Source organism: Paeniglutamicibacter cryotolerans (assembly GCF_014190875.1).
Classification (GTDB): Bacteria; Actinomycetota; Actinomycetes; order Actinomycetales; family Micrococcaceae; genus Paeniglutamicibacter; species Paeniglutamicibacter cryotolerans.
Map to the genome: position 1 here is coordinate 496,215 of NZ_JACHVS010000001.1, position 12,292 is coordinate 508,506.

Genomic DNA, 12,292 nt, shown 5'->3' on the forward strand with positions numbered 1-12,292 from the left:
GACCCCCTTTTTTCGTATCGTCGGCCGCTACTTGGCGCGGACCGGGATGCCGGTGAACGTCGGCTTCAGCGTCTCGGCGAAGAAGTCGTTCCCCTTGTCGTCGACCACGATGAACGCGGGGAAGTCCTCGACCTCGATCTTCCAGATGGCCTCCATGCCGAGCTCTTCGTATTCGAGCACCTCGACCTTCTTGATGCAGTCAAGCGCCAAGCGGGCCGCCGGGCCGCCGATGGAACCCAGGTAGAAGCCGCCGTGCTCGTTGCAGGCATCGGTGACGACCTTCGAGCGGTTGCCCTTGGCCAGCATGACCATTGAGCCGCCGGCGGCCTGGAACTGGTCCACGTAGGAGTCCATCCGCCCGGCGGTGGTCGGACCGAAGGATCCCGACGCCATGCCCTCGGGGGTCTTGGCCGGTCCGGCGTAGTACACCGGGTGGTCCTTGAGGTACTGCGGCATGTCTTCGCCGGCGTCCAACAGGTCCTTGATCTTGGCGTGGGCGATGTCACGGGCCACGACCAGCGGGCCGGACAGGGACAGGCGCGACTTGACCGGGTGCTTGGTCAGTTCGGCCAGAATCTGCTCCATCGGCTGGTTCAGGTCGATCTTCACCACGGAGGAGCCGCCGGTGCCGCTGATGCCCTCGGTCTCGGCGTCGTGTGCGTCGAGCGCGGGGTGGTCGGCCTCGGGCATGAAGCGTGCCGGATCGGTTTCCAGCTGCTCCACGAACACTCCCTCGGGCGTGATCTTGGCCAGCATCTGGCGGTCGGCGGAGCAGGACACGGCGATGGCCACCGGCAGCGAGGCACCGTGGCGCGGCAGGCGCACCACGCGCACGTCGTGGCAGAAGTACTTGCCACCGAACTGGGCCCCGATGCCGAAGTGGCGGGTCAGTTCCAGGACCTTGTCCTCCAGCTCGATGTCGCGGAAGCCGCGGCCGGTCATGGCACCGGTGGTCGGCAGCTCATCGAGGTACTTCGCCGAACCGTACTTGGCGGTCTTCAGCGCGAATTCGGCGCTGGTGCCGCCGATGACGATCGACAGGTGGTACGGCGGGCACGCCGCCGTACCCAGCGAGCGCAGCTTCTCGTCGAGGAACTTCAACATGGCGTTCTCGTTGAGGATCGCCTTGGTCTCCTGGTACAGGAAGGACTTGTTGGCCGAGCCGCCGCCCTTGGCCATGAACAGGAACTTGTACTGGCTCTCGTGGCCCGCCGTCGTATCGGCATAGAGCTCGATCTGTGCCGGCAGGTTGTTGCCGGTGGACTTCTCTTCCCACGTGGTCAGCGGGGCCAGCTGCGAGTAGCGCAGGTTCAGCGTGGTGTACGCGTCGTAGATGCCCTTGGACAGGGCTTCCTCGTCCTGGCTGGAGGAGAGCACGTGCTGGCCGCGCTTGCCCATGACGATGGCAGTGCCGGTGTCCTGGCACATCGGCAGGATGCCGCCTGCGGCGATGTTGGCGTTCTTCAGCAGGTCGAGCGCGACGAACTTGTCGTTCGGGCTGGCGTCCTCGTCGTCGAGGATGTTGCGCAGCTGCTGCAGGTGCGCCGGGCGCAGGTAGTGCGAGATGTCGTGCAGGGCCGTGGCGGCCAGCGTCTCGAGCGCTTCGGGATCGACTTCCAGGAAGGTACGGCCGCCCGGCCCCTCGAGCGTGCGGACGCCATCGGTGGAAATCCTGCGGTAGGGGGTCTTATCGGCCCCGATGGGCAGCAGGTCTTCGTACTTGAATTCGGGCATGGTGCTTCCTCACGACATTATGGGACTATGCCCCTCCACTGTAGGTCGTTTCGGCGCCCGGACGGGCATCGGGTTGCGTACACCACGTCCTCCTCGTCATGCTGGAGAGCATGAATGAGAACGCACAGCTTCCGGCAACGGGCCCCGGCCCGGCAGACATCCCCGACTTCGGCGCCAAGGCATCGGGCACCGATTGGGACAAGCCACAGACCCATCTGGAGGTCGTGCTCCAGGCCGGCCAGGACGATCCGCAGCTCACCGGCGCGGTCATCTCCACGTTCCTGGGCTCCGAGGTGCTTTTCCTCAGCCGCGAACAGGTCGCTGAGGACTCCACCAACGTGCAGCCGCTGCTGTTGCAGAACGCCGCCGGGGATCCGGTCATCGCACTGTTCACCCACGCCGCCCGCATCCCCGCCACCTATCTGGAGGAGGCCGCGTATGCCGTGCGCGTTCCGGGTGCAGCCGTCATCGACACGCTGGAGGGTGCCGGGCTGGTCATCAACCCGGGTCACGAGCTGGGTTTCGAGATCGGGGCCGAGGGAGTGGCGGCGATCCGCCGCGATTTCAACGCCGACGGGACACTGCGCGACGCTGCGCCGCAGGCGTAATTCCCGGGTCCCCGGTGGTCCCCGCGCGGGGCTAGAGTGGGTTGCATGAATTTTGAAGATACCCCCCTGCCGGGGATCGGTGTGCGGCGGGAAATCACGTTGGCCACGGGACGCCGTGTGGGCGTGGTGATGCTGCGTGATGGCGACATGGAACTGATCATCTCCCGGCGGGAGGATCCCGACGCGTGTGCGGCGGCGATCCCGCTGAACTCCGAGGAAGCGGCGGCGCTGGGTGCCATGCTCGGTGCCCCGCAGCTGGTTGCCCACCTCACCGATCAGCACAGCGAACTGCCCGGGGTCAACACCCAGCAGTTCGTGATCAGCGCGGACAGCCCGTATGTCGAGCAGACGCTGGGCGACACCAAGTTGCGCACGCGCACCGGTGTCTCGGTGGTCGCCATCGCCCGCGGCGGACGTGTCGTTCCCTCCCCCAAGCCGGACTTCGAGCTGGGCCTCGGGGACGTGCTGATCATCGTCGGCACCACCTCGGGGCTGGAAAACGCCGCCCATATCATCCACGACGGATAGCGGGGCCGGGCTGCGCATGGATGGCATGTCACTCGTCCTGATCGAACTCGGCGTCATTTTCCTGGGCTTGGGACTGCTTGGGCGCCTCGCGGCTCGCTTCGGGATGTCCCCGGTGCCGCTCTACCTGCTCGGTGGGTTGCTCTTCGGGAACGGGGGTGCCATCCCGCTGGTCGGCATCGAGGAGTTCGGGGTGATCACCAGCGAGATCGGCGTGATCCTGCTGCTGCTCATGCTCGGCCTGGAATATTCGGCCCGCGAGCTGGTCACCGGGCTCAAGCGCTCCTGGTTGGCCGGGCTGATGGACCTGGTCCTGAACTTCACCCCGGGCGCCGCGCTGGCGATCATCCTGGGCTGGGGCTTCACCGGCGCCTTGGTCATGGGCGGCGTCACCTACATATCCTCCTCCGGGATCGTCGCCAAGGTGCTCTCGGACCTGGGCCGGCTGGGTAACCGCGAGACACCGGTGGTGCTTTCGGTGCTGGTCCTCGAGGATCTGGTCATGGCCGTGTACCTGCCGATCCTGACGGCGACGCTGGCCGGCCTGAGTTTCTTCGGCGGACTGCGCGCCGTGGGCATCGCGCTGCTGGTCATCACCTTGGTGCTGCTGGTCGCCCTGCGTTTCGGTCCGCAGATTTCGCGCCTGATCCACTCAAACGACCGCGAGAACTTCCTGCTCAAGCTCATCGGCGCCGCGCTGTTCGTGGCCGGAGTAGCCTCCGCGTTGCAGGTTTCAGCCGCCGTGGGTGCGTTCCTGTTGGGCATCGCCATCTCCGGGTCGACGGCACATTCGGCGGCCAAGGTGCTCGAACCGCTGCGCGACCTGTTCGCGGCGATGTTCTTCGTGCTCTTCGGTCTCAACACCGATCCGAGGACCATTCCCCCGGTGCTCCTGCTCGCCGTGCTGCTGGCCATCGTCACGTCATTGACCAAGGTCGCCACCGGAGTCTGGGCGGCCAAGCGGGTGGGCATCGGGCTTCCGGGCCAGCTGCGTGCAGGTGCCGCGCTGATAGCCCGGGGCGAGTTCTCCATCGTGATAGCCGGCCTGGCTGTCGCCTCGGGGGCCGTCAACGAGAAGCTTGCCGCCCTGGCGACCGCCTACGTGCTGCTATTGGCCGTCTTCGGCCCGATCGCCACCCGCTTCGTTGAACCACTGACCAGGCCGTGGGTGGCGCGGCAGCAGCGCAAACCTGCTCCACCGGTCATGCCCTAGCTGTCGGCGCCACGCCGGTAGGCCGCCGATTAGGCACCGGCCCCGGGGTGTGCGCTATGCTGGTGAACGCCCGGCCGCCAATGGCGGACGGGGCAGGCATTGCGGGTGTAGTTCATTGGTAGAATGCGACCTTCCCAAGGTTGAGAGGCGAGTTCGATTCTCGTCACCCGCTCCAACCGATCCGGTCCCCCACAGCGTGGGAGGCCGGATTCTTGTTTGCCTCCGGACACCCGCGTCGCCGGATTACATCGTCGGATCCGGCCGCGGCTAGTGTCGATTCGGCAACCATGGTTCGGTGAAACGATCGGAAGGCGAAAACGTGGGCGGAGTGCTGTCGGGATTCGCCGTGGTCTGGACAGTCATCGTCGTCGGCTACTTCGTGGGCCGCACCGGTGTACTGGGACCCGATGCCAGGCTCATTCTGAACAGGCTGACCTTCTTCGTCGCCAGCCCGGCGCTGCTCTTCACCACGCTGTCCACGTCGAACCCCACGGCAGTGCTGGGACCACAGCTCGGCGTGGCGACCATCTCGGCGTTCCTCACCGGAACCCTGTTCGTGCTGATCACCCGTTGGTGGCTGCGACGCGACCTGACCGAAACAGTCATCGGGGCGATGAGTGCCTCCACGGTGAATTCGGCCAACCTCGGCCTACCCATCGCCCTGTACGTTCTCGGGGACCTGTCCCATGCCGCCCCGATCATCCTCTTCCAGCTGGCCGTCTACTCACCCATCTGCCTGGCCATCCTCGACGCGAGCACTTCCCGGCACCGGACCACCCCGCTGACGATGCTCATACAGACGGCCCGGAACCCGATGATCGTCGGATCCCTGGCCGGCCTGCTCGTCGCCGTGTTCGGCTGGAAGCTTCCACCGCAGGTCGCCGATCCGGTCGAACTGATCGCCGGTGCCGCGATCCCGGCCATGCTGATCGCCTTCGGCATCTCGCTGGTTGGGTCCAAGCCGCTGGAACGGGCCGCCGGACGGCGGGCCGACACCCTGGTGGCGACCGGGCTCAAGCTCGTGGTGCACCCCGTGCTGGCCTGGCTGATTGCCGCGTTCGTCTTCCGCCTGACCGGGCTCGACCTGTTCATCGCCGTGATCATGGCGGCACTGCCCACCGCCCAGAACATCTTCGTCACGGCCTCACGTTACGATCGCGGCGTCACGCTGGCCAAGGACACCGTCCTGCTGACCACCGTTATTGCGCTTCCGGCGATGCTGCTGGTGCCGCTGCTGCTCGGCTGAGGTCACACGACGGCGTCAAATAGTGACACGCATCGCTTCCGTGATAGGAATTATTCGTACCCATCCGGAGCGGCCGAGAGACCTGGATCGATGAAGCCGCAGCAACCTACCCCGCCGATGAGGCATCTGAAACGGTAACGGTGCTACTGCCAGGTTCGATGGAAAGAGGCAATTGCCCATGTCCTTTAACGACAGTCGTATCCGCACCACCCACGCCGGCTCGTTGCCGCGCACCGAAGCACTCCTGACGGCCAACGCGGCCAAGGAGCGCGACGGAATCACGCCCGAGTTCCATGAACTGCTCGAGGCCTCCGTCACCGGAATCGTCGCCAAGCAGCGGGAGCTGGGCATCGACATTCCCAACGACGGTGAATTCGGACACACCATGTCCTCCGCCGTCGACTTCGGCGCCTGGTGGAACTACTCCTTCGCCCGCCTAGGCGGCCTGGAGGAAACCACCGTCGACCGCTGGGCCGATGCCCAGGTCAACCGCTCCACCCCCGGCAACGTCGTACTGACGTCCTTCCCGGACCGGCGCGACCGCCAGGCGTTCGCCGAGGCCTACGCGGATCCGACATCGGGCATCCTGGCACACCGCAAGGCCACCACGCAGCCGAAGGTCGTCGCACCGCTGACCTACACCGGGCACGACCTGGTGGCATCGGACATCAGGAACCTGAAGACCGCCATGGCGGCAACCGGCACCGAAGAGGGCTTCCTCGCGGCACTGTCCCCCGCCTCCTGCGCGCGCCTGGCCAACGACTTCTACACCAGCGACGAGGAGTACCTCTTCGCCGCGGCGGATGCCATGCGTGAGGAATACAAGGCGATCATTGATGCCGGGCTGACCCTGCAGATCGACGACCCGTCACTGGCCGAATCCTGGGACCAGGTCAACCCGGAGCCGAGCCTCGAGGACTACCTGAAGTTCCTCGAGCTGCGCGTCGAGGCGACCAACTACGCGCTGCGCGGGCTGCCGGCAGAGCGGATCCGCCTGCACGTGTGCTGGGGTTCCTGGCACGGGCCGCACACCACCGACATCCCGTTTGCCGACATCCTCGATCCGGTGCTGCGCATCAACGCCGGCCAGTACTCGTTCGAGGCCGGCAACGTGCGCCACGAGCACGAATGGCGCCTCTGGGAGGACCATGTACTGCCCGAGGGCAAGATCCTGGTCCCCGGCGTCGTCTCGCATGCCACGAACGTGGTCGAGCACCCGGAGCTGGTCGCCGACCGCATCGAGCGCTTCGCCAACCTGGTCGGCCGCGAGAACGTGATTGCCTCCACCGACTGCGGACTCGGCGGCCGCGTCCACCCGCAGATCGCCATGGCCAAGCTCGAGGCACTGGGCGCCGGCGCCGCACTGGCCACCAAGCGCCTCTGGAAGGGCACCGAGATCATCGTCTGATCTCGGTTTCAGCAGCACCCGCCGAGGCCGCCGCACGCATCTGTGTGCGGCGGCCTCGGCGTCGTCCGGTCGTGGCATTTCGTAGCACTTCGGAACATAGCTCTTATCCTGCACCAGCGGGGGTGTTAGCGTCGTGTCCAACCCGTTTGACCAACGAAAGGCCCCCCTCCCCATGAAACGCCGTCTCCTCACCTTCGCCGCAGCGGCCGCCCTGGTAGCGCTCACAGCCACCGGCTGCGGCTCATCGAAGCCCGCCACGCCCGGGGCTTCGGGCGAGGCCGCCGGCCTGACCCTGCAGCAGGTCAAGGACGCCGGCGTGCTGACTATCGGCACCGAGGGCACCTACAAGCCCTTCTCGTTCCACGAGGGTGGAACCGGCCCGCTGACCGGTTACGACGTCGAAGTCGCCACGGCCGTGGCGGACAAGCTGGGCGTGAAGCCGGAGTTCAAGGAAACGCAGTGGGATGCGATCTTCGCCGGACTGGACGCGGGACGCTTCGACATGATCGCGAACCAGGTGACCATGACGCCTGAGCGCGAGGCCAAGTACCTGTTCTCCACCCCGTATACGATCAGCACCGGTGTCATCGTGACCAAGGCTTCCAACACCGACATCACCTCCTTCGCCGACCTCAAGGGCAAGACCACGGCGCAGTCGCTGACCAGCAACTGGAATCAGCTGGCCAAGGATAGCGGCGCCAAGGTCGAGGCGGTCGAGGGCTGGGCCCAGGCCATCACGCTGTTGAAGCAGGGCCGGGTCGATGCGACGATCAACGACAAGCTGACCTACCTGGACTCGCAGAAGACCAAGAACGACCCGGACATCAAGATCGCCGCCGAGACCACCGAGACATCCAAGAGCGCACTGACCTTCAGCAAGGGCAGCGACGACCTGGTCAAGGCCGTGGACCAGGCCCTGGCGGACCTGACCGCCGACGGGACGCTGAAGACCATCTCCGAGAAGTACTTCGGCGAGGATGTCAGCAAGTAGCCACCGGCTCGAAACCGGCAACCACAACGTAAGGGGCGGGAATGGACTGGACGCTGTTCTGGAGCTCGCTGGGTCCGTTGGTGTTGGGCGGGCTCAAGGGCACCATCCCGCTGTCGCTGGCCAGCTTCGCCATCGGCCTGGTGATCGCCCTGCTGATGGCGTTGATGCGGCTCAGCGCCAACAAGCTGGTTTCCTTCATCGCCCGGGCATACATCTCGGTGATCCGTGGAACCCCGCTGCTGGTGCAGCTCTTCGTCATCTTCTTCGGACTGCCCTCCATCGGGGTGACGCTTAGCCCATGGCCCAGCGCCATTATCGCCTTTTCGCTGAACGTGGGCGGTTACGCCGCCGAGGTCATCCGCGCCGCAATCCTCTCGGTGCCCCGGGGCCAGTGGGAAGCCGGATACACCATCGGAATGTCCAGCACCCGGACCCTGATCCGGGTCATCCTGCCCCAGGCGGCCCGGGTCTCGGTGCCTCCGCTCTCCAACACGTTCATCTCCCTGGTCAAGGACACTTCGCTGGCATCGTTGATCCTGTTCTCCGAAATGTTCCGCAAGGCGCAGGAAATCGCGGCGTTCAGCCAGGAGTTCATGCTGGTGTACCTGGAGGCAGCACTGATCTACTGGGTGTTCTGCCTGGTGCTTTCCACCGGCCAGTCGAAACTGGAAGAAAGGCTGGACCGCCATGTCGCCCGCTGAGAGCTCCGGCGCCCCGGCCCTGCTGCGGGTTGCCGGACTGAAGAAGGCCTTCGGATCCAACGAGGTGCTCAAGTCCATCGACCTGGAGGTGAGGCCCGGCGAGGTGCTCGCACTCATCGGCCCCTCGGGGTCGGGAAAAACCACTGTGCTGCGCTGCCTGAACGGGCTCGAACGCCCCGATGCCGGCACGGTGGCCTTCGCCGACGGCCCGGCCGTCGGCTTCACCCCGGGGACCACGAAGAAGGAATACGAGGCGCTGCGCACCCGCAGTGCCATGGTTTTCCAGAACTACAACCTCTTCCCGCACATGAGCGTGCTGCAGAACATCATCGAGGGCCCAATCCAGGTCCAGAAGCGCAAGAAGGCCGAGGTCATCGCCGAAGCCGAGGCGCTGCTCGAACGGGTAGGCCTGGCCGAGAAGCGCGATGAGCATCCATACCAGCTCTCGGGCGGCCAGCAACAGCGGGTGGGAATCGTGCGCGCACTGGCGCTGAAGCCCTCGCTACTGCTCTTCGACGAACCGACCTCCGCACTGGATCCGGAGCTGGTCGGTGACGTGCTCAAGGTCATTAAGGAACTGGCGCAGGAGGGCTGGACGATGGTCATGGTCACCCACGAGCTCGCGTTCGCCCGCGAGGTCGCCCACGAGGTCGTATTCATGGACGGCGGCGTCGTGGTGGAACGCGGACATCCGGACACCGTGCTGCGTGCCCCGCAGCAAGAGCGCACCCGCCAGTTTGTGCACCGGCTGCTGAACCCGTTCTAACGGGCGGTTCAGCTGCCGGTGCGTTCCCGCCCCCTATTCGTAGCGCAGGGCGTCAATCGGGTTCTGCCGAGCAGCGCGGCGCGCAGGCAGCGTTCCGGCCAGGAAGGCTATCAGCATGACCACGCCGATGATGGTTGCCACCGAGGCCGGTGCGAACTGCATGACCTGCAGCCCCGGCAATCCGGACAGGACGGTGTCCGCCAGGATGTTGCTGATCAACGAGCCGAGGCCGATCGCCGCCACGGCGCCGATGGCGCTGCCCAGGAAACCGATGAAGATCGCTTCGAGGCTGAAGAGCGTGTAGACCCTGCCTCCGCCCATGCCCATGGCCTTCATCAGGCCGATTTCCCGGGTCCGCTCCTGAACGCTCATCAGCAGCGTATTGATGATGCCGAATCCGGCAGCGATCAGGGCGATCACCGCGAAGGCGTTCAGGACGCCGACGATCCCGTTGATCACGCTTTGGAAGGCACCCAATTGATCCTGGACCGTCTGGGCAGTGTACCCCTGGGCGGCCAATGCGTCCTTCAGGCCCTGGGTATGGTCGCTGCCCAGGTTCGGGTCGAAGTGGGCCGTGGCCATGACATAGCCCTGGACCAGGCTGGCCGGCCTTCCGGTGTTCTGGATGGCGACAAGCTCATTGATCAGGTGCTGGTTGATGCCGGCGGTAGTGCCAAGCAGCGTCTCGTTTTGCACGCCGACCACCGTTGCGTTCACTGTGCTCTGTTTGCCGGCGTAGTCGGTGATGCCGATTCGCACCGTTTTGCCCACTGCTTCCTCGGCCGTTCCCAGGCCCATCGAATCGAGGTAGGAGGTGGGCAGCAGGATCTGCGATTCCGTTCCCGACTCGTCCAGCTGGGAGCCGGAGGCCAGGTCGGCCCGGGTAATGCCCGCGACGGGATTCAGGGAAAGCTGGAATTTTCCGTGGTTCCCGTATTGGATGTAGTCGGGCGAGACAAGGACCACCGGTTCGACGGATTCGATGCCGCTCGTACCGGCAATGACCTTCAGGTCCTTCGCGCTCAGGACGGAGGTGGGCCTGCCCGGGACCTGCGCCCCGCTGGCCTTGGCCTGCTCGGGATCGTACTTGGCCGGACCGGAGTCGGGGTTCGCCGTGGTTTCGGAGGTCTTGGTGATACTCAGGACGTCGGTGGCACCGATCGAAGCGACCTGGGTATCGATGTAGTTGGAAATGCCGGTGCCGATGGCGCTGGTGATGGTCAGGGTGAAGGCACCGATGAAGATGGCCACGACGGTGAGGCCGGTGCGCAATTTGCTGCGGAAGGTATTCGAGATGGCAGAGGCGAGGGTATCGATGAATTTCATGGTTAGGCCGTCATCTCTTCAGCAGTGATTTCGAGTCCGTCGCGGACGTAGAACTGCCTGCCGCATCGCGCGGCCAGGTCCCGGTCGTGGGTGACGATGATCAGGGTGATGCCGCGTTCCTTGTTCAGGGAAAAGAGGATGTCTTCGACCACGGTGCCGGTGGCCGTGTCCAGGTTGCCGGTGGGCTCGTCGGCGAAGATCACCTTGGGTGTGTTCACCAGGGCCCGGGCAATGACGGCCCGCTGCTTCTGGCCGCCCGAAAGATCGGTCGCCTTGTTCTTGGCCTTGTCGGCAAGTTCCAGCAGTTCCAGGGCGGCCATGCCCCGTTTCCGCCGCTCACTCGCCGGAACTCCAGCAATCTTCAGCGGGAGGACCACGTTGTCCAGGACAGTGGCGTTCGGCGTCAGGAAGAACTGCTGGAAGACGAAGCCAAAGTCCTGGTTCCGCAACCGGTTCAGGTCCTTGGGCTTCAGCCCGGAGGCGTCCTTCCCCTCCACCAGAAGGGTTCCACTGTCCGGTTCGTCCAGCAGGGCCAACAAGTGCATGAGGGTCGACTTTCCCGATCCGCTCTTACCGACGATGGCGAGGGATTCACCCTCGCTGATGGCCAGGGAAACCCCCTTGAGCGCCTCGAAGCGCGAGGCACCGTGCCCGTAGGACTTTTGGATCCCATCGGCCTGGAGAATTCGTGTCGTCATGTCCGGTTCCTTCTAGATCAGGCGGGAAAGCCCAGGTCGTGGTCCGCCTCCACCGCGAGGCAGCGCTTCCTGTCCGCAAAAAAGATAAAACTTGCAGACTCTGCATAATTACCAGTTTCCACAAAATATAGGCGCGTTCCTGGCCGCCAAACACCCCAGCCAATCCGCATTCCCCTGCGGGCACTGCCCGAGCAGGCGCCACGCGCCGGACCATGCCCCGGAAACCAGCATCCATCATCGCGGGCAAACGCAAAAGGCCGGCGCAGCTATGCGGCCGACCTTTTCGGGAATACCACCCTGCTATTGGGGCGGGATTCCCGCAACGACGCGTCGAATCAGTTCCGAGGTCCGCTCAAGCAGCTCGGTTCGGTCCAACGCGAAGTTCGATCCCACCCACTTCTGCATGAGCCAGTGCATGGCGCCCAGGGCCAGCAGGACGAGCATTCCGGCCTCGTCGTCCAGCCCCTGGGCAAGCAACCGGGAAGCCACGAGCTCTCGAAGCCTCCCCTCGGCCTCCCCCATTCGGGCCTTTCCCGGGTCATCAACTCGGGGTTGGCTGAATGAGCTTCCTGCGCACCTGGAAAAGGGAAGTATCCGGTTCCCGCGAAGAGACGGCCGTAGCAATTATTCGCACTAGGTCGCCCAGGACATCGCTCCCACGTTCAGCGATGAATTCGGCGGCCAGCTCCTCGCTGGGGAAGGCAGGCGACTTGCCGAGGATGACGCCTTCCGTGGAGCCGAAATAGTTGAAGAACGTGCGCTGGGAAACCATGCTCGTTTCGCAGATCATGTCCACGGTGACCTTCTCGTAACCGCGTTCGAGAGCCATCTCGAGAGCCACCGTGGCAATGGACCGCTCGGTGGCAGCCCTTTTGCGGGCACGCAGTCCCTGGTCGAAACCCACCGTGAGCGCGCTCCCTCTTTCACACGAAGCGATAACCATCAACCCGCCGCCCATGGCGCTGCCCCTGAGGCAACCGGCTGCATCCGAATTCCATCTGTAAATATGCACCGTATGCATTTATGCAGTTCCTTTTGTCGAACCCGTCTGCCCTCAACCGCTGCCCCGCGCACCG

At 65.0% G+C, this 12,292-nt stretch carries 13 protein-coding genes, 1 tRNA gene and 1 riboswitch; of the genes, 9 read left to right on the plus strand and 5 right to left on the minus strand.

Going from position 1 to position 12,292, the window contains the following annotated elements:
• Positions 1-27: 27 nt before the first annotated feature.
• Complete coding sequence (locus E9229_RS02445; RefSeq protein WP_183509680.1) at positions 28-1,734, minus strand: fumarate hydratase; 1,707 nt, start codon at positions 1,732-1,734, stop codon at positions 28-30.
• A gap of 110 nt (positions 1,735-1,844) precedes the next feature.
• Between E9229_RS02445 and E9229_RS02450 the strand changes: the two genes are divergently transcribed.
• The 9 genes from E9229_RS02450 to E9229_RS02490 all read left to right on the plus strand — a co-directional run bounded on the left by E9229_RS02450 (position 1,845) and on the right by E9229_RS02490 (position 9,192).
• Positions 1,845-2,342, plus strand: a complete 498-nt coding sequence (locus E9229_RS02450) for an SseB family protein (protein ID WP_183509682.1) — start codon at positions 1,845-1,847, stop codon at positions 2,340-2,342.
• A gap of 45 nt (positions 2,343-2,387) precedes the next feature.
• Positions 2,388-2,870, plus strand: a complete 483-nt coding sequence (locus tag E9229_RS02455) for a cation:proton antiporter regulatory subunit (RefSeq protein ID WP_183509683.1) — start codon at positions 2,388-2,390, stop codon at positions 2,868-2,870.
• 16 nt (positions 2,871-2,886) lie between these two features.
• Positions 2,887-4,080 (plus strand): cation:proton antiporter, encoded by a 1,194-nt coding sequence (locus tag E9229_RS02460; protein ID WP_183509684.1) that lies wholly within the window; start codon positions 2,887-2,889, stop codon positions 4,078-4,080.
• Between the two features lie 101 nt (positions 4,081-4,181).
• A tRNA-Gly gene (locus E9229_RS02465) sits at positions 4,182-4,255 on the plus strand.
• 144 nt (positions 4,256-4,399) lie between these two features.
• Complete coding sequence (locus E9229_RS02470; protein ID WP_183509685.1) at positions 4,400-5,326, plus strand: AEC family transporter; 927 nt, start codon at positions 4,400-4,402, stop codon at positions 5,324-5,326.
• A gap of 57 nt (positions 5,327-5,383) precedes the next feature.
• Positions 5,384-5,491, plus strand: a riboswitch (SAM riboswitch).
• 13 nt (positions 5,492-5,504) lie between these two features.
• Complete coding sequence (locus E9229_RS02475) at positions 5,505-6,734, plus strand: cobalamin-independent methionine synthase II family protein (protein ID WP_183509686.1); 1,230 nt, start codon at positions 5,505-5,507, stop codon at positions 6,732-6,734.
• Positions 6,735-6,906: 172 nt separating this feature from the next.
• The gene (locus E9229_RS02480; protein WP_183509687.1) at positions 6,907-7,725 is read left to right on the plus strand and encodes an amino acid ABC transporter substrate-binding protein; all 819 of its coding nucleotides are present in this window, start codon (positions 6,907-6,909) and stop codon (positions 7,723-7,725) included.
• Positions 7,726-7,766: 41 nt separating this feature from the next.
• Positions 7,767-8,426 carry an amino acid ABC transporter permease gene (locus tag E9229_RS02485; RefSeq protein ID WP_183509688.1) on the plus strand — a complete coding sequence of 220 codons (660 nt, stop codon included), beginning with the start codon at positions 7,767-7,769 and terminating at the stop codon, positions 8,424-8,426.
• Entirely contained in the window at positions 8,413-9,192 is a 780-nt protein-coding gene (locus E9229_RS02490) for an amino acid ABC transporter ATP-binding protein (RefSeq protein ID WP_281369441.1), read from the plus strand. The genes E9229_RS02485 and E9229_RS02490 overlap by 14 nt, the downstream gene beginning before the upstream one ends.
• 33 nt (positions 9,193-9,225) lie before the next feature.
• On the opposite strand, the gene E9229_RS02495 is transcribed toward E9229_RS02490, so the two are convergent.
• The 4 genes from E9229_RS02495 to E9229_RS02510 form a co-directional block, all read right to left on the minus strand.
• Positions 9,226-10,518, minus strand: coding sequence for an ABC transporter permease (locus tag E9229_RS02495; RefSeq protein ID WP_183509689.1), 1,293 nt, complete (start codon positions 10,516-10,518; stop codon positions 9,226-9,228).
• A gap of 2 nt (positions 10,519-10,520) precedes the next feature.
• The gene (locus tag E9229_RS02500; protein WP_183509690.1) at positions 10,521-11,216 is read right to left on the minus strand and encodes an ABC transporter ATP-binding protein; all 696 of its coding nucleotides are present in this window, start codon (positions 11,214-11,216) and stop codon (positions 10,521-10,523) included.
• Between the two features lie 300 nt (positions 11,217-11,516).
• Entirely contained in the window at positions 11,517-11,705 is a 189-nt protein-coding gene (locus tag E9229_RS02505) for a hypothetical protein (protein WP_183509692.1), read from the minus strand.
• A gap of 52 nt (positions 11,706-11,757) precedes the next feature.
• Positions 11,758-12,237: a TetR/AcrR family transcriptional regulator gene (locus E9229_RS02510; RefSeq protein WP_221184346.1), complete on the minus strand. Its 480-nt coding sequence runs from the start codon at positions 12,235-12,237 to the stop codon at positions 11,758-11,760.
• Between the last annotated feature and the right edge of the window lie 55 nt (positions 12,238-12,292).